Origin of the sequence: Paraburkholderia sp. PREW-6R (assembly GCF_039621805.1) — a bacterium.
Classification (GTDB): Bacteria; Pseudomonadota; Gammaproteobacteria; order Burkholderiales; family Burkholderiaceae; genus Paraburkholderia.
Genome location: NZ_CP155075.1, coordinates 237,386 through 261,690, shown reverse-complemented (window position 1 = coordinate 261,690; position 24,305 = coordinate 237,386). Strand labels below are relative to the sequence as shown.

The 24,305-nt window shown below is 61.9% G+C and carries 17 protein-coding genes; 12 read left to right on the top strand and 5 right to left on the bottom strand.

Features of this window, described 5'->3' with window-relative positions:
* Nucleotides 1-8: 8 nt before the first annotated feature.
* From AAGS40_RS25750 to AAGS40_RS25735, 4 genes are all read right to left on the bottom strand, one after another.
* Nucleotides 9-950, bottom strand: a complete 942-nt coding sequence (locus AAGS40_RS25750) for a LacI family DNA-binding transcriptional regulator (protein ID WP_345817300.1) — start codon at nucleotides 948-950, stop codon at nucleotides 9-11.
* A 346-nt stretch (nucleotides 951-1,296) separates the two neighbouring features.
* The gene (locus AAGS40_RS25745) at nucleotides 1,297-2,007 is read right to left on the bottom strand and encodes an MgtC/SapB family protein (protein WP_345817298.1); all 711 of its coding nucleotides are present in this window, start codon (nucleotides 2,005-2,007) and stop codon (nucleotides 1,297-1,299) included.
* A gap of 771 nt (nucleotides 2,008-2,778) precedes the next feature.
* Complete coding sequence (locus tag AAGS40_RS25740; protein ID WP_345817296.1) at nucleotides 2,779-4,395, bottom strand: methyl-accepting chemotaxis protein; 1,617 nt, start codon at nucleotides 4,393-4,395, stop codon at nucleotides 2,779-2,781.
* Nucleotides 4,396-4,842: 447 nt separating this feature from the next.
* Entirely contained in the window at nucleotides 4,843-6,537 is a 1,695-nt protein-coding gene (locus AAGS40_RS25735; RefSeq protein ID WP_345817294.1) for a methyl-accepting chemotaxis protein, read from the bottom strand.
* A gap of 388 nt (nucleotides 6,538-6,925) precedes the next feature.
* Between AAGS40_RS25735 and AAGS40_RS25730 the strand changes: the two genes are divergently transcribed.
* Genes AAGS40_RS25730 through AAGS40_RS25715 form a run of 4 tightly spaced genes read left to right on the top strand, consistent with a single transcriptional unit; the run spans nucleotide 6,926 to nucleotide 14,270 of the window.
* Nucleotides 6,926-8,692: an ATP-binding protein gene (locus AAGS40_RS25730; protein ID WP_345817292.1), complete on the top strand. Its 1,767-nt coding sequence runs from the start codon at nucleotides 6,926-6,928 to the stop codon at nucleotides 8,690-8,692.
* A complete protein-coding gene (locus tag AAGS40_RS25725) occupies nucleotides 8,689-12,255 on the top strand; it encodes an amino acid permease (protein WP_345817290.1) in 3,567 nt (1,188 codons plus the stop codon). The genes AAGS40_RS25730 and AAGS40_RS25725 overlap by 4 nt, the downstream gene beginning before the upstream one ends.
* Nucleotides 12,239-13,462 (top strand): EAL domain-containing response regulator, encoded by a 1,224-nt coding sequence (locus tag AAGS40_RS25720; protein WP_345817288.1) that lies wholly within the window; start codon nucleotides 12,239-12,241, stop codon nucleotides 13,460-13,462. The genes AAGS40_RS25725 and AAGS40_RS25720 overlap by 17 nt, the downstream gene beginning before the upstream one ends.
* A complete protein-coding gene (locus tag AAGS40_RS25715; protein ID WP_345817287.1) occupies nucleotides 13,455-14,270 on the top strand; it encodes a response regulator in 816 nt (271 codons plus the stop codon). The genes AAGS40_RS25720 and AAGS40_RS25715 overlap by 8 nt, the downstream gene beginning before the upstream one ends.
* A gap of 337 nt (nucleotides 14,271-14,607) precedes the next feature.
* Here AAGS40_RS25715 and AAGS40_RS25710 read toward each other — a convergent pair whose 3' ends face one another.
* A complete protein-coding gene (locus AAGS40_RS25710; RefSeq protein ID WP_345817285.1) occupies nucleotides 14,608-15,318 on the bottom strand; it encodes an IclR family transcriptional regulator in 711 nt (236 codons plus the stop codon).
* Nucleotides 15,319-15,483: 165 nt separating this feature from the next.
* Between AAGS40_RS25710 and AAGS40_RS25705 the strand changes: the two genes are divergently transcribed.
* The 8 genes from AAGS40_RS25705 to AAGS40_RS25670 all read left to right on the top strand — a co-directional run bounded on the left by AAGS40_RS25705 (nucleotide 15,484) and on the right by AAGS40_RS25670 (nucleotide 24,299).
* Nucleotides 15,484-16,182: an RraA family protein gene (locus tag AAGS40_RS25705; protein ID WP_345817284.1), complete on the top strand. Its 699-nt coding sequence runs from the start codon at nucleotides 15,484-15,486 to the stop codon at nucleotides 16,180-16,182.
* A complete protein-coding gene (locus tag AAGS40_RS25700) occupies nucleotides 16,182-17,129 on the top strand; it encodes an NAD(P)-dependent oxidoreductase (RefSeq protein ID WP_345817283.1) in 948 nt (315 codons plus the stop codon). The genes AAGS40_RS25705 and AAGS40_RS25700 overlap by 1 nt, the downstream gene beginning before the upstream one ends.
* Before the next feature lie 22 nt (nucleotides 17,130-17,151).
* Nucleotides 17,152-18,081: an SMP-30/gluconolactonase/LRE family protein gene (locus AAGS40_RS25695; protein ID WP_345817281.1), complete on the top strand. Its 930-nt coding sequence runs from the start codon at nucleotides 17,152-17,154 to the stop codon at nucleotides 18,079-18,081.
* A 71-nt stretch (nucleotides 18,082-18,152) separates the two neighbouring features.
* Nucleotides 18,153-19,532: an MFS transporter gene (locus AAGS40_RS25690; RefSeq protein WP_345817279.1), complete on the top strand. Its 1,380-nt coding sequence runs from the start codon at nucleotides 18,153-18,155 to the stop codon at nucleotides 19,530-19,532.
* A 92-nt stretch (nucleotides 19,533-19,624) separates the two neighbouring features.
* Complete coding sequence (locus AAGS40_RS25685; RefSeq protein WP_345817593.1) at nucleotides 19,625-20,728, top strand: porin; 1,104 nt, start codon at nucleotides 19,625-19,627, stop codon at nucleotides 20,726-20,728.
* Nucleotides 20,729-20,740: 12 nt separating this feature from the next.
* Entirely contained in the window at nucleotides 20,741-21,787 is a 1,047-nt protein-coding gene (locus tag AAGS40_RS25680) for an amidohydrolase family protein (RefSeq protein ID WP_345817277.1), read from the top strand.
* Entirely contained in the window at nucleotides 21,784-23,064 is a 1,281-nt protein-coding gene (locus tag AAGS40_RS25675) for an MFS transporter (RefSeq protein WP_345817276.1), read from the top strand. The genes AAGS40_RS25680 and AAGS40_RS25675 overlap by 4 nt, the downstream gene beginning before the upstream one ends.
* Entirely contained in the window at nucleotides 23,061-24,299 is a 1,239-nt protein-coding gene (locus tag AAGS40_RS25670) for an MFS transporter (protein ID WP_345817274.1), read from the top strand. The genes AAGS40_RS25675 and AAGS40_RS25670 overlap by 4 nt, the downstream gene beginning before the upstream one ends.
* The last annotated feature ends 6 nt before the right edge of the window (nucleotides 24,300-24,305 follow it).

Sequence of the window (24,305 nt, the reverse complement as noted above, 5' to 3'; positions counted from 1 at the left end):
AGGGTTGGTCAGGCGGATTGACGGCGAACGATGGAGAAGCCGACGTCCACGACGGTTTGTACGCGCGGCGCGTGGCCGGCGCGTTCGAGAATCAGGCGGGCTGCTTCGTGACCGATGGTCTTGCCGTCCGCGCGGATAGTGGTGAGCGGGGGATCGGTGTCGCACGCGAAATTGAGATCCCCGAAACCCATCACGGCGACGTCAGCGGGAATTTGCATGCCGCGCGCTTTCGCTTCGGTCAACACGCCGAGCGCGACCATGTCGGACGTGCAGAATACCGCGTCCATTTTCGGGTAGAGGTCGAGCAGTTCCACGAACGCGCGACGGCCGGCACCGAGCGTACTGGGTGCAGGGATCAGGACCGAGCGTACGTTGACGGCGGGTTGGCAGTCGCGCAGGCGTGAGAGGAAACCTTCGGCGCGCATGGCCGCGCGATCGTCGCTCGCGCTGATGATGGCCGGATGGCGGCGGCCCCCTGCGAGGAAGAACTCAGCCGCCGCACGGCCGACGCCCTCCTGGGAGAATCCGACGAGCATATCGATCGGCTCGCTCGTCATATCCCAAGTTTCGATAACAGGTATTTCGGATGCGATAAGACGCTTGCGGCCTTCGGCGGACCGCACTGCGCCGACCGTGACGATGGCGTCGGGGCGTCGTGCAATCAAGGCCTCGAGCAGAACGGGTTCCGACTGATGCGTGTAATCGCTTTCGCCGAGGATCACCTGATAGCCCTTGCTCGCGAGCGCGCCACGTAGCGCCTGAACGAACTCGAGATAAATCGTCGATGCGATGCTTGGCACGATGACGGCGATCAGCAGGCTGCGCGCAGAGGCAAGCGCACCTGCCAGCAGGTTTGGCACGTAGCCTGTTTCGAGCACCGCACGACGCACGCGCTCGACCATCTCGGGATTGACGATTTCGGGCGTGTTCAGCGCGCGCGACGCGGTCATCGGCGCGACACCTGCGGCGCGCGCGACATCGGCCAACGTAATGCGCCCGCTGCTACGACGGGCTCGCGGTTTAGTTCGCGCTGGCGAAATCGTCACTTCTTCTCCTAGTATTCTCGTCAGGTCGCCCCCTGGTCGAGTGGCTTAGCTCACTGAACACTCTGCCAGAAAGCTAAGGTCGACCCGCTTCAGTCCGTAGCTCGGCGGATTGGCGACATGCCGTTGATGGCTTGCGTTTGCGGCCGGCAACCCCGTTGAGATAATTCTACTCGACGGCGGCTTCGCCAAGTGGCAGGCGGAGACGCGTCAATTCCTCACGCGCTCCCATCTAACAACATCGACTCAACCTTCACTCCGGCGCGACCTCCGCCTCGGCCGCCGTCCAGCTGATACTCGATACACCCCGCTCCATGCTCATGCGGCTCGCCATGCGTTCGAGCTTCGCCTGGTCCTTCGGGTGCATCCGCACAGTCGCGCTCACCCGTATGCGCGGAGGAACGCCATCGATATCTTCGCTCGTCAGGCTTTGAAACGACAGAGGGTGCGTGTCCATCGCGTTCGACATCAACGTGCGAATATGAATCTCGTCCTCCTGCCGTCCAACGACGGTCAGAACGTACTCCCGGACGATGTCCGCGCTTGATACGGGCGTCGCGTTGATCGCCCGGCTCACTTCACGCAAGACCGTGTTCGTGATGAGCACGACAAACGTGCCGGCAAGCGCCGGCCCATAATGTCCGCTGCCACACAGAACACCAACGGCGGCGGAGCACCAGAGCGTCGCCGCCGTGTTGATGCCCTGGATCGAACCCTTGTCGCGCATAATCACGCCGCCGCCGAGGAAGCCCACGCCCGACACCACATAAGCGGCAATCTGCGTGACGCCCGACTGGCCATTGGCCACCGTCAGCACGCCGAGTGTGACAAACAGACACGCACCGCACGCGACCAGTGTGATCGTGCGCAGTCCGGCCGTGCGCTGGCGCATCTGTCGCTCGAGGCCGATAGCGACGCCGCAGGCGAACGCGGCGAAGAGGCGCAGCAGGAAGTCTGATGTCATTAGATCGGTGCTAAACATTGATAAAAAAACCGATTACGGTGTCATTCCATTGTGTCGTGCTCGTGACCGCTCGAAAAGACCGCGTCGTTGAAGACAAGCGACAAATGTACGCGATCATCGACGGATGACGGTTGCCCATGCTGCATGTGAACTGCACGACCTGAGCTGCGCGATCTTCGACGTAGCGGCTCCCGTCAAATTGCGCTTCGGCAAGCGGCGCGGACGAGCAGCTTCGGACGTCGCGTCGGCATAGCGTGATGAAATGCCGGGAGTGCCGGATTATCGCCGTGACAGCGCTTCTGTGCCACGGGCGATGCGCAATTTCGTGTCGGCAACGGGTAGAACGGCCGCATCGTGCTTGTCGCGGATGTGGAACGCGTCAACGAATTTCGCAGGCACGAACTTCACCCTGCGGCCCATTTCAACCAATTACCGCACCTGGTGCCGGAATCCGCTGCGTGACTCCATACCGAAGGCAGGCCAGGCGGTTTGCAAAGTATTTGAGGAATGCCCCGCTTGACGGGCTTGTCCACGATCTCACCAGTGTCTGTGTCGACCCGATGCCTGCATTATATTTTTTTCGACGTCTACGCCCACCATCGCATGCGTCGTGATCGAGTCTCGAGGTAAGTAGACCGGTCACGCTGGGGTGACCGGGCATCATGTACTGCCTGCAATCCCGGAAGAAGGAATGATGCCTTCATCGCTGTTCATCTCGGCGCCGATTGCGCGCTCGACGATTGACCGGCACGATGGTCTCGATACCAGCGACTACGCAAGATCCAGCGATCCGACGCGCGCGCTCCGCACCGCCTCCGCATCACTGTTGCGGAAAAACGCAATGGCTTGCGTCAACTGCCGCCCCTGCTCCTCAAGGGAGGCGGAAGCTGCGGCCGCCTCCTCGACGAGCGCGGCATTCTGCTGGGTGACTCCGTCCATCTGCGTGACCGCCAGATTGACCTGCTCGATTCCTCGGCTTTGCTCCCCCGACGCGGTAGCGATCTCGCCGATGATATCGGTCACCCGGGTGACCGCCTGCGTGACCTCTGCCATCGTCTTGCCTGCGTCACCCGCCAGCGTCGAACCATCATGGATCTTCCGCACCGACGAACTGATCAGATCCTTGATTTCCTTCGCTGCGCTCGACGACCGTTGTGCCAGACTTCTTACTTCACTCGCCACGACCGCAAACCCGCGCCCCTGCTCGCCCGCTCGTGCAGCCTCCACGGCCGCATTAAGCGCCAGTATGTTTGTCTGGAATGCAATGCCTTCGATAATCCCGGTGATGTCCGCGACTTTCGTCGAACTCTCGCTTATGTCGGCCATCGTCGCGACGACTTCTCCAACCACCCTGCTACCTCTTTGTGCAACCTCGGAAGCGTTCGCGGCCAGCTCACTCGCCTGCCGCGCATTCTCCGCGTTCTGTCTCACGGTCGATGTCAGTTCTTCCATGCTCGACGCAGTCTCCTGGAGAGACGAAGCCTGTTGCTCGGTACGGCAAGACAGGTCCTGGTTGCCTGCGGCGATCTCGCTTGACCCGGTCGCGATGTTGTTAGCGGACGACCTGACCTTGCCGATCAGATCAACGAGACTAGCCTGCATTTCGCCCATCGACGCGAGCACGCTGCCTGTGGAAGCATCCTTCGCACCAGCAATGGGGCCGATGTCGCCCGATGCGACCCGTCGGGTCGCTTGAGCGAGGGCTGCCGGTTCAGCGCCTAACGCGCGCAGCAGATCACGGGTGATCAGAACGCCTGCGAGCACCGCTATCGCCAGCGCACCTAGACAGATGGCGATCAACAGATTGCGCTGACGTGTGAAGTGGTGTTCGGCGTCCTGAACCATTTCCGCCGCGCGGGCGCGGGTCGCGTCTGCATATTCGTTCGTCGCCCTGATCAGGGCGGAAAGCAGCGGTCGGCATTTTGTATCGATTTCAGCGATCGCCTCTTCCTTCTGACCGGCCAGTGCCAGCCGGTCGATGTCCAATGCAACCGGTTTATAAAGCGACTCGATGCGTCCAATCTCGTGCGCCAGGCTGCGCGCCTCCGGGCTCATGTCGTTGGCGGCAGCGACGACCGCGTTGAATTTCGCCAGCCGGCTTTCGACCGCCTCTTCAGCATCGGAGACAGCATTCTTTTCCTTTTCGATGTCGGCAGGCGTAGTGACGAGAACCAGATTGCGAACTGCCATGGCGCGATCGTCGACGGCTGCGCGAATTGACGCGGCCATTTCCGCGCGAGCGTTGATGCCGCTGACGTAATCGGCGAACCGGTCGTTAGAATTGTTCAATGCGCTCAGGGCGACGAGGGAACTCGTCAGTACGACGAGGACAAGTAACCCGAACGAAACCATAAGCTTCACTTTTACCGACATATTGCGCAGATTCATCAACGGGCTCTCTTACAAGGTCTGGATGATCAATTCACACTGCGAGTCGCTACAGTCTGGCAAAGAAGTCATTCGATTTGCCGGCAACTCGCCGTGTGATCCATATTGCATAACGGCTAAAGAGGAGATCGCTGAAGAGGCGCAAATGCACCTCCTTTGAGGTGCGCGCGAGTACGCGCTTTTCCACCGCACGCCTAAATATCTGGGTGCTTGATTCGCCATTTAGCGTTTCATGATGAATTGGAAAACGCCGACCCTTGCGCGTAAAAACGCGTAAGTCCCCTTTCGTGGCCGGTGAAGTAACAGTCTGGAAAGAGTAAGCGCCGCACTATCTGCCGGTTTGAACGCTAGATGTTTTAATCGGCCCGCCTCGTGACCGTTCATGTTCCCGCGAATCTTTAGTAAAACCCTCCGCCCGAAGACTTTCACAGGCGGAGGGTCCGAGTATTAAAACGCGTGCCATTCAGTCTCAGCCTTAGCAATAGATTTCTTTGCCAAGACCATTCGTCCGGTATTGATCTTCGTTTGCTTCTGCTGGCGATGCTGCATCGTCTCTCTCGCCGGTGCCACGTTTCGCTCGCTGCCTGACTGCTTCAGCCTGAAGGTCGCGACCAGTTCCTTTAACGTCGAGGATTGAGCCGCCATAGATTGAGCCGCTGCCGACGCTTCTTCGACAAGTGCAGCGTTCTGTTGCGTTACCTCATCCATCTGCATCACAGCCTGATTGACCTGCTCGATACCCGTGTGCTGTTCACTGGACGCCGCGGTGATCTCACCCATCAGGTCCGTGACACGCTTTACCGAGACGACGACCTCACTGATCGTCGTGCCCGCTTCGCCCACTAGCGCGGATCCCGCCCTAACACGCTCGACCGAGTGTCCAATCAAATCTTTGATCTCTTTGGCAGCAGAAGCACTCCGTTGTGCAAGCGTGCGAACTTCACCCGCGACAACCGCAAATCCCCGCCCTTGCTCGCCTGCCCTTGCAGCTTCAACTGCCGCATTCAACGCAAGGATATTCGTCTGAAACGCAATGCCTTCAATGACAGTGATAATGTCAGCAACCTTTTCAGAACTCGTCGTAATTTCACGCATTGTGTCCACAACGCGGCCGACCACTTCGCCGCCACGCATAGCGACATCCGAAGCGCTTAACGCAAGACGATTTCCCTGGGCGGCATTCTCCGCATTTTGCCGAACGGTTGCGGTCAATTCTTCCATACTCGCTGCAGTTTCTTCGAGCGACGCGGCTTGCTCTTCAGTGCGTCGGCTTAGGTCCGTATTGCCTTCAGCGATCTCGGCAGATCCGGTTGCAATGCTTTCGCTACTGGCACGCACCTGTCCTACAACATTAGCCAGGCCATCATTCATTTCACCCAGGGCAGTGAGCAATTGACCTGTCTCATCTTGACTCCCGGCAACGACATGTGAGGTAAGGTCACCGCTTGCAACAGCTTGGGCGATGAGGACGGCTTGACGGATAGGAAGCACGATCGAGCGCGTGATGAGAAATGCGATGACTGCGCCAAGCGCTACAGCGACGGTGGCCACACTCACAGAAAGAGTAATCGCAGAGCGGTAGCTTGCTGCGGCCATTGCGCTGGATTCTTCTGCACCTTTTGCGTTGAGCCGGATGTCTTCTTCGATGAGATTCATCGTGTCAAGGTAAAGCTTTGCTCCCTTGCGAACGGCCAAGGACCGAGCCTCTTTTTCACCTTCCTCTCCTGATTCAGCGAGGTTCAGCATTTTCACCTGGTCCGCATCAGCGAGCGTCCAAGCAGCTTTGATGCTATCTGCAAGATGCTGCTCCTCCGGTGAGGAAATGAGCTTCTCGTATTTACTCCATTCAACGGCGTATTTCGACGTCGCAGCATCATGCGTCGCGCGTTGCGCTTTTCTACCCTGCTCGTCGAACTCCAATAAAGCACGTAAGGTCGCGCGCCGCGACGTATTCGCTGCTGCCTGTATTTCGCCTAATACCTGGACGCTTGGGAGCCAATTATCTGCGAGGTCAACAGTGCCGGCGTAGATACGACTACTCTGGTAAATCGCTAGAGTGCCGAGCAGGCACAATAAAACCAGTACCGCCCCAAATCCGGCTGCTAAGCGAGCTCCAATCTTCCAGTTCGTTACAGCATTCATTTAATTCTCCGTTCAGTTGAGTAATAACTTCTTAACGGACGGGACAAACGTTACCGAAGCGAATTTTCTGGATTTTTTGCCGGGCTTTGACGGGCGGTAAAAAGCCTCGGTCGGCGTCACACGCCGAGTAACGCGGAGCTCATTAATTCCTCGCTGCGCCAGAACGTGCGCCGGCCATACTGCGAGCCGCTTAGTGGTCGCCGATCGATTAAGTCATTATTGACTTCATCGCGGCGAGCGGCGTCACTTTACTCTTTCGCGCAATCCAGGCGCACACGAACTCGATCTGCCATATAAAAAACGCGAATTTCTTTTCAAAGCATCTACATCAACGGTCGGACGTGCCGATAAGGTGAGTGAAGCCCACACGTCTGGAGGCAACGAGTATATGGCGGAGCAATTTACCTGCGATCTGGCGATCTGTCCTGTCGATTCCCCAACGCCCGCGTTGTGTCCAATCGATCCGGCGGAGCATCAGCGGCTTGCAACACTGGAATCGTTGCAGATCCTGAACACTTTGCCCGAGGCGGCCTATGACCGAATCGTCCGACGGGTTAGCGAATTTTTTCGCGCGCCGATCTGCCTGATTTCGCTGGCTACGCGAGAGGACCAGTGGTTCAAGGCCAAGATAGGCGTCGACATCGATTCAGCGCCACGCGAGGCCTCTTTCTGCCAGGCGGCGCTTCGGCAGGACGACGTACTGGTTATCCCGGATGCAACGCGCAGCGAGGAGTTCCACAGTCACCCTTTTGTGCTCGGACCTCCCTATATGCGGTTTTATGCCGGCATGCCGCTCGTGATCGAAGGCGGGCAGAAAGTAGGTACGTTATGCATCATCGATACGATTCCGCGTGTCATGAGCGCTTCGGAATCGGCCGCGTTGAAGGACTTCGCCGCTCTGGTCGTCGACGAATTGCATCTACGCCTGCGCACGATCCGTCTTGAAGCCGAACTGAACCGGCGGCGCGACATCGAGGCTGCCGCTTTGGCTTCGCAGCGGGCGCGCGCCGACTTCCTTGCAATGGTGACGCACGAGGTGCGAGCGCCTTTGAACGCAATCGCCGGGATGGTCGAAGTGATCTGCGCGCGCAACGAATCGGCAGCCCAGGAATCCGACATCGACACTTTGCGTGATTCGACCGCCCAACTCGTGCGCATGATCAACGAGGTGCTCGATCTTGCCCAACTTGAAGCGACCGGTTTCACTTTCAATCTGCAACCCTTCGATCTGCGCCGCGAATTGCGCCGCGCGCTTGCCGTGGTCAGGCCGCAAGCTGCAAACAAGGGACTCGAACTGACACTGGAGGTTGACCCGGCTGTACCTGAGCGTCTATCAGGCGATCGCACGCGCGTTTCCCAGATAGTGCTCAACCTGCTCACGAACGCAATCAAGTTCACGTCCCAAGGCTGGGTACGCATGACGCTCAATGCGCAGCCGGATGGTGACGCCCGAACACGGGTAGCCCTCTGCGTGATGGATAGCGGCATCGGCATGAGTACCGAGGTCGCGCGCGGGCTCTTCGAAAGTTTCTCTCAAGGCGCGCCTGAGATGAAGGCGCGTTACGGCGGCACCGGACTTGGTCTGGCGATCTGTCAGAAGCTGGTGCAGGCGATGGGCGGAACCATCGCCTGCACCAGTTCCCCGCATGTCGGCACGGCCTTTACGTGTTTGATACCGTTCGACGTTCCGCCGCCGGATGCGCTCACGGAAACGCCCGCGCCGGACGCGCGCCGTGGCGTTCATCGGGCCGATCAAGTCATCCTGATTGCCGATGACGACGACGTCAGCAGGAAGATCAGCACGGCGTTGCTCACCCGACTGGGCTATCGGGTTGAGGCGGTGGCAAGCGGCCGTGAAGCCCTCGCGATGTTGCGAACGCAGCCCATCGATCTCGCGGTCGTGGACATCAACATGCCTGATCTGAACGGGCTGGAACTGGCTCGCGAGTTGCACGAGCAGACTGAATTCGGACTTCCTGCGCCGCTGGTCGCCGTCACCGGCCAGTCGAAACCGGTCGACGATCCGCGCGTCGATCTGTTCGACGGCTATCTCGTCAAACCCGTCAGTGCCACGATGCTCGATCGCGCCATCATGGAAATCCTGTCGCGCCGCGATCCGGTTGTCATTGCCCCCGATCACGAAGGCGCCCTATGAAACACTTCCTGACAACGAGCCCCGGCAGCGGGTCACCCCGGCCTTTCCGACGCAGCATTGGCTGGGTCGGAACGACTGCGCTGGCAATGGGCGGCAGCAACCAGAGCCTGTTTCTGATCGCCGCACTCTTCGCCGGTCAGGGAGACATTCCGGGGCAAGGCAGCGCGGCTGTTCCATTGCTCATCCTCGGGCTGCTCCTCAGTTATGCAGCGTTGCCCGGCTGGATCGAACTGGTCATGCTTTCGCCGCAAAAGGTGGGTGGCATCGCTGCGGCTTGCACCGAAGCCTTTAAGCCGTACGGACAGATACTGTCGACGCTGACAGGCATGTGCTACTGGTGGGGTTGGGTGCCAACCTGTGGGCTGACCGCCATCCTGTCGGCCACCGCGATCAACCAATGGTTCCTGCCAGCCGTTCCGGTCCCGCTGATGGCTTGCGCCCTGGTGTGTTTCTTCACTGCCGTCAACCTGCTAGGGATCAAATGGGTCACGCGGCTTGCCGTACCGATCGCAACGTGCTCGGCGGTGCTCGCTTTCATCTCCGCGCTGGCGCCGGTCCTGACCGGTTCCGTCGACTGGCATCAGGCAGTGGACTTTCATCTGGTCACCCCGTTTGCGGGCTGGTTCGGCGGAATGACTTCATTGATGGCCGGGCTTTATCTGGTCGGCTTCGCCGCGCCGGCTTTCGAGGCGGCTGCCTGCCATGTCGCCGAAACACGCGATCCAGAAAAGAATGTCCCACGAGCCATGAAGGCGAGCGCAGCGATGGCATCGGTCTACTTCGTCGTGTTGCCGCTGATCTGGCTCGGTACGCTGGGCGCGAAACCGCTCGGCGACGACCTCGGCCAGGTGCTTGGACCGACCTTTGCACCCGTGTTCGGCGCCATGGCGAAGTCCGTGGCCATGTGGTTCATGATGTTCAACATGTTTCACGGCACGATCCAGCCACTCGCTGGCGCCGCGAGAACGCTCTCGCAGCTCGCCGACGACGGTCTTGCGCCGCGCTGCCTGTCGTGGCGCACACGTTCGGACGTCCCGCTAGTCGCAACGCTGGCGACCGCTGCGTTCGCAATCGTCTTCCTGTTGATCGGCGATCCGATCTGGCTGGTCGCGGCGGCGAATTTCACCTACCTGATTGGAATTACGTTGCCGAGTATCGCCGTCTGGCTGATGCGTCGCGACGCGCCGCACGCACTACGGCTATATCGTGCCCCGCGGTACACGATTGGTCTCGGCGTAGTGGCCGCGGCGATTTGGGGCGCGAGCACAGTGCTCGGTTTCCAGCAGTTCGGACTGCCGACGGTCGTGTTCGGTCTGGCCATGGCTTATTCGGGCGCCGCAATCTACGCATGGAGAAAGTGGGAAGACCGGCGGCTGGCGGACTTGCCGGGTTTTGCGCCGACGCTTCACCTGCGTCTTACCGGCGCAATGCTTCTGGTGCTCGCGCTCGATGGCGCGGGCTACATTCTTGCGGTCTCCAAACTACCTCATAACCAGCTGCCGCTTACGACCGCGCTTGAAGACATTTTCGTCGCGGTGGCCATGCTCACCATCACGGTGGGCATCGTGCTGCCGGGCATGATTGCGAATTCGGCGCAGGACGTGAGCAATGCCGCGCGCACGCTGGCAAGCGGCACGCTCCGCGATTTTTCCAGGGCGATGAACGCGCTGGGGCGAGGCGATCTGAACGCCGCCACGGCCGACATCAACATTCGTCGCGTTGAGGTGCGCTCCAACGACGAGCTCGGCCAGATGGCCCGAAGTTTCAATGAACTTCAGGCCGAAGTCGCTTCCGCGGCGAACGGACTGACCGATGCCCGCGAAGGACTGCGCTCCGCGCGCGAACGTCTGACGCTCGCCAACCAGTCCCTGCGCGAGAAGGTCGTCGAGCAACAGCAACTGGCGCAGGCGTTGCTGGCTGCAAAGAATGTCGCTGAAGAAGCCAACGCTGCGAAGAATCAGTTCATGGCGCGTATGAGTCACGAATTGCGTACTCCGTTGAATGGCGTGCTTGGACCTGCCGATCTGTTGCTCGACCTCAATCAGACGGGCCACGAGCACGAAATGCTCATGAGCATTCGCGAATCGGGTTCGGCGCTCAAACGGGTCATCGAGCAGATTCTGGATATCGCGCAAATCGAAGCAGGCTCGCTTGCATTGCACAACGAATCGTTCGATCTGGTCGAGCTGATCGAACGCACTGCGCTGCCGCATCGCCGGAAAGCCGAAGCAAACGGCGTGACTTTCCTGCTCGACATGGGGACCACGGCATCGACGGTCGTCTGGTCAGACCCTGAGCGCTTGCGCCAGATTGTTTATAACCTCCTGTCGAACGCGGTGAAGTTCACGCGCCGCGGCTCGATTGCCGTAAGTGTTCGCCTGATAGCCGGCGAGCAAGCGCAACAAACGCTCGTCGTATCCGTACGGGACACCGGACCGGGCATTGCGGCGCATCTCCACGAGCGCATCTTTGCGTCCTTTTCGCAGGCAGACGAGAGTCGAACACGCGAGCACGACGGCGCGGGCATCGGGCTATTTCTCGTGCGCGAACTGGTCGCCCGACTAGGTGGACACATCGCAGTGGAGAGCGCGCCGGGACACGGCGCGACCTTTACGGTGAGCCTGCCAGTCGTGATCGAGGGTGCCGTGCATAAGGCGCAACAGCCGACGCACGACGCACTCCCCGCAGGCGCGAGGCAGGCTTTGATGGACGGCGCAGCAGTCACGGCGGACGAGGTGGGCGGCGCGTCGCTGCCGCGTGGCGCGGCTCGCGTTCTGGTTGTGGAGGACAATCCGACGAACCAGAAGGTCGCGCTCGCGGCGCTGCGCCGGCTCGGCCTAGCCGCGCAGGTGGCGGGGGATGGACAGGAAGCGCTACGGTTGTATGAGCAAGGCCAATTCGATCTGATTCTGATGGATTGCCATATGCCCCGGATGGACGGGTTGCAGGCCTCGGCCGCCATCCGCACGCGCGAGCGGCAACTTGGCGCTCGCGCCGTGCCGATCGTTGCCGTGACGGCCGACCTGACCTCCGCGAACGTTGCGCAATGCAAGGCGGTCGGGATGAATGAGGTGATGGCGAAGCCTTTCACGTTCGCCGACCTGTCTGCCAGGGTGGAGATGTACATCGATCTGGCATCGGCGCAAGACGCGAAGGGGCACGCGGTGCAGCCTCACACCGTCGAAGATGCCGCTACGATCGATCTGGCCAGCATCCAGGAACTGCGAGCGTTGGCCGACGACGGGATGCCCGACATTCTTGACGATATCGTCACCACGTACCGCGTGAACTCGGAATTGCAGATCGGGGAGCTGTGTCTTGCTCTCGCGGAAGACTCATTGCCGCGCATCGGCCAGATCGCACACGCGCTGAAATCGAGCAGCGCCTATGTCGGCGCCCTTCGTTTCTCCGCCCTGATGAAGGAACTGGAGGCAGCAGCGGCCGATGGCGACCGGACGCGTATTGCGCCGCTTGTCGGCAATGCAAAGCTTGTCTTCACGGCGGTGTCCGCGCGCTTGGGCGGCCTACTCGAGGAGGCTGCGGCCAATGTCCGGTCTGCATAACGATACGAAGGGCAGCGTGCTGATCGTCGAGGACGATCCCCTGCAGTTAAAAATCCTGCTCGCGATGACCAGGAAGCTCGGCATGGCGAGCTTCGCGGCGGCCACGTTGCAACAGGCGACCGCACTACTGTCTGCCGAGTCGATCGGCATGGTGTTGCTCGACCTGCAACTGGGCAGCGAAGTCGGCCTCGACCTGCTGCGGGAGTTGGGACGCGATAACGCAGCCTGCCCGGTGGCGTTCATTAGCGGGTGCGACGAGCGCACACGAACCGCCGCGACGGGCATTGCACAGGCGCACGGCATTCACGTTGCTGGAGCGCTGGGCAAGCCTGTGCGATTCGAACAACTGGCGGCCCTATTGCAGGCAACCCCCGCTTCCGCGTGGCGTCCTGCCCAGCGGGAGGCGCCGCGCGTCACCGCGCAAGATCTCGCCATTGCCATTGGCGCCCGGCAGATCAGGGCCGCGTTTCAGCCGAAAATTGACCTTTCGAGCGGCCTGCCCATCGGAGTCGAGGCCCTCGCGCGGTGGCATTCACCTCTATTGGGCGCAGTACCGCCCGACGTTTTTATTCCGCTTGCGGAAGCCACCGGGCAGATTCGCGCGCTCACGGAAGCCATGCTGACCGCGTCACTAGAGGCCTGCGCCCGTTGGCGGCGCGAATTCCCCAGTTTGACCGTCGCAGTCAACGTGTCGCCGTCCATCGTGGATCACGAGACGCTGGCCGTTATCACACGCCTGCTCGAGACGAGCGGCGTGCCGGCGCAATCGCTCGTGATAGAGATTACGGAAAGCGCCGTGATCGGAGACCGGGCATTGGCCAGCGATGTGCTCACGCGTTTGCGGATCGCTGGTGTGCAGCTTTCCATCGACGACTTCGGCACCGGACATTCTTCGCTCGTCTCGTTGCTGCGTATGCCGTTCAACGAGCTCAAGCTTGATCGCCTGTTTGTGTCGACGTCCGTACAGAATCCGGATGCAGAACGGATTCTCGAATCCGTGATTTCTCTCGCCGCGCAAATGGGCTTGCGTTCAGTCGCAGAGGGTGTCGAAACCGAAGATGTCTACCGGCGTCTGCGCGCATATGGCTGCGACGCTGGCCAGGGCTGGCTGTGGTCGCCCGCGTTGAGTGAGGCGGATCTGACCAACTGGCTTGCCGTGCGCTACGCTCGCACGCACGAAAGTATCACCGGAGGGCGCTATGAATGAACCCCGGCGTCAACTTCACGGCGTGTCAGCCGACACGTTGCAACGCGTCGAGGCGGCCTGCCATGCGGCGGGCGGCGGCAGCTGGGCAGCGACGGTCGAGGCCTGTCGAAGCGGCATGTTGCATCGGGTCGAGTTCGCGGTGCGCCGACCGGTCGATTTCGTCAAGGAATTCGCCGCCCTTGTGAGGCAGGCCGGTCTGAAGCTGGCCGCCGACAGTACACTTGAGCTGTTTCTCGGCATGCCGGCCGCACTGGAATGCCTTTCTCTCCCGCAGTGGTCGTCTGGCGTTGCGTGCAAGATCCGCACGCTACGCGACCTGGGTTTCGTGGAGGAGACCGACACCACGATGCCGGCCCTGTCAGCCGTGCCACGCTCTGCGGGCATCACGCACATACGCCGCGCGCAGCATCGGCCACTTGCCAACATGCGCGTGCTGATTCTCGACGACGACGCGGTCTCGCTCAAGGTGCTGAGCGCGGCGCTTCAACGCGAAGGCTGCGAAATTCGCGCAGCCGCCGAAGCCGAAGCCGCGTTCGGCCTGCTGCGCGCCTCTACGCCGGACGTGATCATCCTGGACATCGTGCTCGGCGGCACCATGGACGGCTTTGACGTTTGCACGGCGATGCGAGCCAACCCGGCTTTCGCCGCGATTCCCGTGCTTTTCGTCACCGGTCATCCGGCCGAAGCGTTCAGGCTCAGAGCTCAGCACATGACGCAGACGCGTTACTTCGAAAAGCCGCTGTCGCCCATCCGACTACGCGACGAAGTGCTGGCGCTATCACGCCACGGCGCGCTCAAACGCGACTGACGCATCAGGCGGCGACTGTCGCGCCGCGTCGATCTGTCTATCGTCTCCGGGATGATCTGCGGCCCATTCGCTGAACCATCTCGACAATCAATTGCGGGCCGAAATGAAGACGAACGGTCGAACGGACCACATTGCGGATGACGGAAAAGCACCGGCTGCCGAATGGCGTTTCACCCTGGAGACCCAGGTGAACAAGCTGCCGGCAACCTTTGCGCAGGCGGCAAGTTTCCAGGTGCGATGCCGCTATCGCGCGACATCCAGTCTGAAAGCGGCCCTTACCGACGGTTCGCACGTCGCACGGCTCGTCGACCGGAACATGCATCTGCCCAGGCGGCGATCAGGTGCCGTAGAGGTACTCACAGAACGCGACGCTCGCCCCCAGCTTGCGTGACAGATCAGCAGCCGCATCCAGTTGCGGCCGATCGAGCTCGCCCGACGTGTGCGCCGCGCTAAGCCGCGACGCAGGCCCGGAAAGCGTCAGCGCCGCCATGAACTTGTCGCCGGCGCCAAAGATCGGTACAGCGAACGCTGCCGTGTGCACATCGCGGGCACCCGCGGTAAAGACGGGCAGCGCTGGCGGCTTGTCGTAGATCGGTTCGCCCAATCCCCAGTAACGGATGACCTGGCTGATGGCCGTATCGTCGAGCGGCAGCGTCGTGCCCGCGAGCCGCGTCTCACGCAGACCTTCGGACGGCTCGACCCGAAACAGGCACAGCCGCTCTCCGTTATGGTGAACGTAGTACGATGCGCTTTCTTTCGTTACCGCGGCGAGCGAGTGCAGCGCCGGTTCCACCACCGTGGAAAGATGAAAGGACTGCTCGTACAGCTTGCCGAGATACAGCACGCGGTGTCCAAGCGAATAGTTGCCGGATTGAGCGCGCACCACATAACCCATGCGCTCCAGCGAGTTCATCAGTCGGTAGACCGTTGTCTTGTGCATGCCGGATGCTTGCGCAAGCATCGCCAGCGATTGAGATTCTGCCCCCGGCTTGAAACAATCCAACAGCGAGAGCGCCTTCTCGACCGCGATGACTCCATCGTTTCCCATTTCTGCCTCCGGTCGTTCGTTTCCAAAGATTGTACACAGTAAAACGCCGGTTTATACCGTAAAAGGGTAAACGAGAGTGGTTTTGCCCGTCTTCGCTAGCTATAGTGATTTCATTCTGTACACCAATGTTGTACACAGTACAACTTCCTGACCGAGGTGAAATCCATGAGCACCCATGCTGCGGCTTCTTCCGCTATCAATCGCACTATCGAACGCGTCTCGCCGGAACTGGTCGAGGCAGCGGCGCGTTACCAGGCCGCTATCCTCGCTGACGTCGCTGGCCGTCGCGGCACGCTCCATGGCCGGGTCAAGCCGTTGTCGCCGACGATGAAAGTCGCGGGTCCGGCCGTCACGGTCGAAGTACGTCCCGGCGACAACCTCGCCATTCACGCCGCGCTGTCCATCGCGAAGCCGGGCGACGTGATCGTCGTCGACGGCAAGGGCGATCTCTCATGCGCGCTGATCGGCGAAATCATGGCAACGCAGGCCAAGGCGAGCGGTATCGCGGGCATCGTCATCGACGGCGCCGTGCGTGATGCGCATGAACTGGCGAGCGGCGGCTACCCGATCTTCGCGGCCGGCCTGAACCCCTGCGGCCCGACCAAAAGTGTCGCAGGCCGCGTGAATGCGCCGATTTCGGCGGGCAACACGGCCATCCACCCGGGCGATCTCATTGTGGGCGACGCGGACGGCGTGGTCGTAATTCCGCGTAACGACGTTGCGCGCATCATCGATCTCGCGCAGAAAAAGCTGGAGATGGAAACGGCGCGCATTGCAGCGATTCACAGGGGTGACGTGCGTCCGGGCTGGATCGAGAAAGAACTGCGTGCAGCGGGCATGCTGGCCGAAGGCGAGGTGCTGTGATGCAGACGGCTTCGCACAAACCCGTCGTCCTCGTGACGGCTGCCGATCTCGCGCCGCAAGCACTTGATATGCTGAGCCACTTCGACGTCGTGTTCGCGGGCAAGCAGCCGACGGAAGACGACATCGTGGCGCTCTGTGAGCAGCACAAGCCGGTGGCGATCATCGTCCGATACGGCAAGGTGAACGCCCGCATCATGGATGCCGCCGAAAACCTCCAGGTGATTTCCAAGCATGGCAGCGGCATCGACGTGATCGATCAGGCAGCGGCGGCCGCACGCGGTATTGCGGTGCGCGCCGCCGTGGGCGCCAACGCGGCGGCCGTCGCGGAGCATGCATGGGCGCTGATTCTCGCGTGCGCGAAGTCCGTGCCGCAACTCGACGCACGCATGCGCGAAGGCCACTGGGACAAATCCACGCACAAGTCCGTCGAGCTGGACGGGCGCACCCTTGGCCTCGTCGGACTGGGCGCGATCGGCCGGCGCGTCGCAGCAATCGGTGCGGCGTTCGGCATGAACGTGCTCGCGTTCGATCCGTACGCGAACGAAGTGCCCGCCGGCGTGAAGCGGGTGTCGCTCGACGAGTTGTACGCCGCTTCCGACATCGTTTCGCTGCATTGCCCGCTGACAGCGGACAACCGCCAGATGCTCAACCGCGACACGCTGGCGCGATTCAGGCGCGGCGCAATTCTCGTCAACACCGCACGCGGCGGTCTGATCGACGAAGCGGCGCTCGCCGAGGCGCTCGCCAGCGGCCAGTTGCGCTTTGCCGGTCTCGACAGCTTCGACGTCGAACCGATGACGCAGCCGCATCCGTTCCAGCAGATCCCGAACACGATCCTGTCGCCGCATATCGGCGGCGTGAGCGATGCCGCGTACGTGAACATGGGTAAGGGCGCCGCCGCCAATGTTCTCGCCGCCGTCGAGGAACACGCCCGCAACGCAGCCTGACGTCCGCACGAGAAGCTTCATCATGTTCTATCTCACCTCGCCCGAAATACGCACCGCCGAAGTCTTCACGCGTATGCCGGACCCATTCCGCAAAGCCGACGTCCAGACCGATTGGGCGCGCGCCAATCGCGGCGGCCTCGCCACGGACTCGTTTCTCGAAGGCCCCGTGTGGGACCCGGCGGGCTATCTGTTCGTCACGGATATTCCGCACGGCCGCGTTTTCCGGATTTCGCTGTCGGGCGAGTGGGAACTCGTCGTGCAATACGACGGCGAGCCGAACGGAATGAAGCGCTTCGACGACGCGCATCTGCTCATCACCGACTATCGCAATGGCCTGATGCTGCTCGACATCGCGCGCGGCGAAGTGCGCCCGTTTCTCGAGCGGCGCAATTCCGAGCGCTTCCGGGGCGTGAACGATCTCACCTTCGATTCGAACGGTAACCTGTACTTCACCGACCAGGGGCAAACGGGACTGCACGATCCGACGGGACGTGTGTACCGGCTGTCGGCGGACGGCAAGCTCGACCTGCTGCTCGGCAATTGCCCGAGCCCCAACGGACTCGTGCTGTCGCCCGACGAAAGGATTCTCTTTGTCGGTATGACGCGCGGCAACTGCGTGTGGCGCGTGCCGCTTCAGGCAGATGGTTCCGTCAGCAAGGTCGGGCAGTTCTTCACGTCGTATGGTCCGAGCGGTCCGGACGGACTGACCATCGACACGCAAGGGCGACTCTTCGTCGCGAATCCGGGACTGGGCCGCGCGTGGGTGCTGAACCATCGCGCCGAACCCGTTGAGATTCTGACGAGCCCGGAAGGCGCTTCGCTCACGAATCTCTGTTTCGGCGGCGCGGACATGAAGACGCTGTTCATGACCGAGTCCGTTTCGGGCACGGTTCTCAAGGCTGAAATGACGATCGCCGGGCCGCTGCCGAAGCAGGCCGGGCGAACCGTCTGATCGGGCGCCGGGCGCGAACGTCCGATACAGCAATACATGTGCGCCGACAGAAGCGCGATGGAGGAGCAAGCATGACCATGTCGCACACCCTGAGCGCCGACGGCGCCGCGCGTCAGACAGAAACGCCACCCGTTGCCGGCATCGCCGGCGAGGACTACGCGGCCAGTGAGCGCACGCTCGCCAAGGCGTTCCGGCGAATCCTGCCATTCATCTTCATCTGCTACGTCATCAGCTATCTCGACCGGACCAATGTCGGCTTCGCTGCGCTGACGATGAACAAGGACCTCGGTCTGACGTCCGAGCAGTTTGGCCTCGGGGCAGGACTTTTCTTTATCGGTTATTTCCTGTTCGAAATTCCGAGCAACCTGATCATGCATAAGGTCGGTGCGCGGGTGTGGATCGCACGCATCATGATCACGTGGGGTCTCTTTTCGATGGCGACTGCGTTCGTCGTCGGCCCGAAGAGCTTTGCCGCCGCGCGCTTTCTGCTTGGACTCGCCGAAGCGGGCTTCACGCCAGGGATCTACCTGTATTTCACGCACTGGTTCCCAGGCAAGTGGCGCGCGAAAGTGACGGCTGCGTTCCTGGTCGGCATCCCCGTCGCGAATATGATCGGCTCGCCCGTGTCGGGCACGTTGCTCGAACTCGGCGGCCTGCATGGACTGCGCAGCTGGCAGTGGTTGCTGCTGATCGAAGGCGGACCGGCCGTGTTGCTCGGCATCGCCTGCCTGTTCGTGCTGGCCGATCGTCCCGAAAAAGCGAAGTGGCTCACCGACGAAGAGAAGTCGTCGCTGGCGAAGCGTCTTGCCCTTGAACAGGGCGACATCGGCGCACGTCACGGCAGCACGCTGCGCGATGCGATGACCAACTGGCGCGTGTTCGTGCTCGCGTTCGTCAACTTCTGCGGCATCGTCGGGTCGCTTGGCGTCGGCCTGTGGATGCCGCAAATCATCAAGCAATTCGGCGTCGCGCACTCGGTCGTGGGCTGGCTCACGGCGATCCCCTATGCAATCGGCGCAGTCGTGATGCTCGGATGGGCGCGCGTCGCGAATCGCTCGCACAACCGCATTCCCTATGTGGCCGGTGCGCTGGTCGTGGCGGCCGCCGCGCTGTGCGCGAGCACGTTCGTCGACGCGCCCGTGCTGAAGCTGATCGCACTCTGCTTCACGGTGAGCGGCATCCTCGCTTTCCAGGCGACCTACTGGGCCATTCCATCCAGCTTTCTCACGGGACGGGCCGCGGCCGGCGGCCTCGCGCTCATCGTTTCGGTGGGCAACCTGGGCGGCTTCGTCGGTCCGTCGATGATCGGCGCGCTCAAGCAGCTCTCAGGCGGGTTCACCGTGCCGTTGCTCGCCGTGTCGGGTGTGCTGCTGCTCGGCGCAGTGACCATCGCCTGGCTCGGTGATCCGGGCGCCGACGCAGGCGAAGCGCCGACGGCCCACGACGTTTGATTCACCCATTCACAACCAATCCTTAAAACTTTACGGGAGACTTCATGCTGTTCAAAAAGGCCAGCCACTGCGTCAACACGAACGTCCGTTTCATGCTCGGTACAGTCGCCGCCGCAGGCGTCGGCCTGACCTGCGGCTCTGCACATGCGCAAAGCAGCGTCACGCTGTACGGCATCGCGGACGTTGGCGTCGAACACATCAACAATACGAGCGCTGGCGGCGCACAAACGCGCGAAGTGTCGGGCAATCTGTCCGGTTCCCGCTGGGGACTGAAGGGCGTCGAAGACCTCGGCGGCGGCATGAAAGCGATTTTCCAGTTGGAAAACGGCTTCAACATCAACGACAGCGCGACCGCTCAATCGACTAAAGGTCTGGGCGCCAACGCTGCAACGACCGCCCGGCTGTTTGGCCGGCAGGCTTGGGTCGGTCTTTCGTACAAAGGCCAGCAACTGACGTTCGGCCGGCAGAACGCGCTGCTCTACGAACAGGCCGTGGCGTTCGATCCGATGGGCGCATCGTCGCGCTACTCCGCGCTGTCGGTCGACTACGCGATGGCCGGACGCATCGACAACTCGGCGAAGTACACGGGCGTGTTCGGGCCGCTGACCGCGCAGGCGATGTACAGCACGCGCTACGACACGGGCTATGGCGCCGAAGTGCCGGGCGCGGAAATCACGGGGCGCTTTTTCAGCGGGGCCTTGACCTACGCGCAAGGCCCGTTCGCGGCGAGCGTGTCGTACGAGCAGCGCAACAGCAACACGGTTGCAACCAGCACGGGCACCGAGCGTCGCGCAACGGCAGCCGCTTCGTATGTGATCGGACCGGTGAAGGGATTCGCGGGCTACCGCTATCTGCGTGCGTCAAATGCTTTCCTGCCCGTGAACCCGATTGTCGTTGCAAACGGCTCGCAAGCCAGCGCTGCGAATCTCTACTGGGCGGGTGCGCAGTACAACGTGACGCCCGCTTTCATCTTGACGGCCACCGGTTACTACCAGGACGTGCATTCGACGGGCGCCGACCCGTGGCTCGCGGTGCTCTGCGCAGACTATTTCCTGTCGAAGCGCACGGATCTTTACGCCTCCGCGGGCTTTGCTCACAACAAGGACAAATCCACGTTGGGCGTCAATGGCTATGGTACGGTCGCGCCCGGATATAACCAGACGGGCATCACGATTGGCATGCGCCAGAAGTTCTGACGGGAGGGCGTCGTGCAGATAGTCCATGCGCCCCATCTTCCGGTTCGAGAGAAGTGGCTTGCCCGGCGAAAAGAGCCTGTTCTCGAGCCTGAGTTGCCGATTGTCGACGCGCATCATCATCTGTGGGACCGCCAGACCGGGCGGTATCTCGCGGACGAGTTTCGCCAGGACGTGGCAAGCGGGCACCGGGTCGTGTCGACGGTCTACGTGCAATGCCGCTCGATGTTGCGCGAGGACGGTCCCGAGTCGATGAAGCCCGTTGGTGAAGTGGAGTTCGCCAACGGCATCGCCGCGATGTTCGCGAGCGGCGCGTGCGGACGGGCGCGCTGCTGCGAGGCGATCGTCGGCGGTGCGGATCTGATGCTGGGCGCGGAACTCGATGCGGTGCTCGAAGCCATGTTGCAGGTATCCGGCGGACGCCTGCGCGGCATCCGCAATCCGCTCGCGTGGCATGCGAGCCCAGAAGTGAGTTCGAGCCCCGTGACGCCGCCGCGCGACCTGATGACGAATCCGGCTTACGCGCAAGGTGTGAGGGCGCTCGGCCGCTATAGGCTGTCGCTCGACGCATGGGTTTATCACACGCAACTCGACGACTTGTACGAACTCGCGCGAGTCGCGGATCACGTGACGGTCGTCATCGATCATTTCGGCGGTCCGCTCGGTGTGGGTCCACACACCGGTCAACGCGCGGCGGTTCACGCCGAATGGCGGCAAAAACTCGCGCGCCTCGCGAGTTTGCCCAACACGCGCATCAAGCTCGGCGGTGCGGGCATGAACGTATTCGGCTTCGACTTCGCCGCGCGCGACGTGCCGCCTTCGTCCGAGGAACTCGCTTTCGCGTGGCGCCCGTATTTCGACACCTGCGTCGAACTGTTCGGCGTGAATCGCTGCATGTTCGAAAGCAACTTTCCCGTCGATAAAGGGATGTTCAGTTACGGCGTGCTGTGGAACGCCTTCAAACGACTCGCGTTCGCGATGTCCGCCCATGAAAAAGCCGCCCTGTTCAGCCGGACTGCGGCGGCAACCTATCGCCTCGCGATTGCCGGAGACAACACATGAAGACGAGTGCAACGGTTGCAGCAAGCGAATTCCAGGACGGTGCCGAAGCCCGAGGATTGAGGAACATCACGCGCATCGAGTGGCGCTCGCTAACACTTGCCGGCCTCGGCTGGACATTCGAAAGCTACGACTCGTTCCTGCTGTCGCTTCTGCTGCCGACGCTCGCCCTTCAGTTCGGCTTGAGCAAGGCGCAACTCGGTCTGTTCACGAGCATCACGGCAGCCGGGCAGATCGTCGGCGGAATTCTGTTCGGATATGTGTCGGACCGGCTGGGGCGCGTGCGAACCGCGTTGCTCTGCGTCGGCATTTATTCGCTGTTCTCGGGTCTGCTTGCATTTGCGCCGAACGAGCACTGGTTTGCGACTTTGCGCTTCTTCGGCGCGTTGGGCATGGGCGGCACGTGGACGGCGGGCGCCGCGCTGATCGCCGAGACATGGCACGCGAGCCGGCGCGGCAAAGGCGGCGCGCTGATGCAGATGGGATTGCCCATCGGCGCGATCCTCGCCATCACGATTTCGGGCGTCGTCAGCGGCGTGAACAATGGGCTCGGTGGCAATAGCTGGCGCCTGCTCTTTCTGCTCGGTGCGTTGCCGTTCTTTATCCTCTTCTGGGTCGCGCGAAAAACGCCCGAGTCGCCGATCTGGCTGGAGCGCAAGCACGCGAAGGCATCGGTCCAGCGCGCTGCCGCAGCCAGCGGCGACGTGCTCAAAGTACGGGGACTGCTGACGGCATTCGGTTTCATCTTTTTTCTGCAATATCTGTACTGGGGCGTCTTTACGTGGACACCGACATTCCTCGTGACGGTGAAGCATCTCGACTTCGTGCATAGCCTGAAGTTCGTGCTTGCGCTGCAGTTCGGCGCGATCACCGGCTTCCTGCTGTTCTCGGCTTTCGTCGACCGGCTTGGCCGACGGCCCATGTTCCTCGCCTACCTGCTCGTTGGCGCTGCCGCCGTGGGCGTGTACATCGTGTCGTCGAATGCACTGCTGCTGATGGCCGCGATCTTCCTGACCGGCTTCAGCGTGAACGGCATTTTTGCGGGAGCGGGTCCATTTCTCGCAGAGATCATCGGCAATACGGCGTCGCGCGGATTTCTGATGGGCCTCGCGTATAACGGCGGCCGTCTGGGCGGCTTCATCGCGCCGTTGATCATCGGCACGCTCGCGTCGACCTCCGGCGGATTCGTGCTGGGACTCGCGACGACCATCGTCGCCTTCGTCGCCGCCGCCGTCGTCGTGTTCTTCGCGCCTGAAACGCGCGGCAAGGCGTTGTCATGAGCATCGCCGCGCCAACCGGCTTCGTCAGCAGACTGTTCCCGGCGCTCGCCGAGGCGTCGCTGCGACGCTATCTGAGCGGACAGGTCGCATCCGTGCTCGGAAGCTGGACGCAGAACGTCACGCTGAACCTGCTCGTCTATCACCTGTCGGGGTCGGCGGCGATACTCGCGCTGCTCAATTTTCTGCTGTACGGACCGCAACTGATCGTCGCGCCGCTCGCCGGCTCGCGAATCAGTTCGGCCAATGCGAAGCGCGCGACGCTCTGCGTGCTCACGGCGTCGCTGGTGCTGACGGCCAGTCTCTTCACGTTGTCGCTGCTCGGCGTGCTCGGCGTGAAGCTGATACTCGCGCATGCGCTCGCCATCGGCGTGTCGAGCGCTGTCGAGACGCCCGCGCGCCAGGTTCTGCTGCTGACGAGTCTCGACGACCCGACGCATACGTCGAACGCCGTGGCGATGAACACGATGGTGTACAACGTCGGCCGGATGGTCGGCCCGACGATTGCGGGTTTCGTCTATCCGACGTTCGGGCCGAGGACGTCGTTTGTCATTTATGCGGTGGCGCTTTGCTTCATGGCGACCTGCGTGCGTTCCATCAGAACGGCCCCGGCCGCTCGGCCCGCGCGCGCGGACAGCAGCCTGCGCGACGCAGTCGGTTACGTGCTGTCCGATGCGTTCTCCGCCCGCTATCTGCCCATTCTTGCGTGCATCGGGTTGTTCGCGGGCAGTTATCAGACACTCGTGCCGTTGCTTGCGGACCAGGGGTTTCACGACGCAGCGCGCTTTACGGGCGTGTTTTTCGCATGCGCGGGCGCCGGTTCGCTGAGCGCGGCAATCCTGCTTTCTTCGGCGATCGGCACGTTGGCATCGCGAAGATGCATCGCGTGGGCGCCGTGGACGGCCGTCGGCGCACTCGCGTTGCTCGCCGCCACATCCGAGGCGGCGGCCACGGTGCCGGCGTTTTACGCACTTGGCTTCAGCCTCACGTTCGCGGCCACGTCAACGAACGCGACCATCCAGCGGCAATGCCCGGAACACGTGCGCGGCGGCCTCGTCGGCATGTACGGGATGGCCTACAACGGCACGATGCCATTCGGCTATCTGCTCGTCGGGACCGCTTCTGAAGCGCTGGGCGTTCGACACACATTTGCAGCCATGGCGGTGGTACTCGCCAGTGGCGTCATCGCCGTCATTGCATGGCAGCGATTCACGAATCAGCGCGCAGGCGCACAATAAACGGAG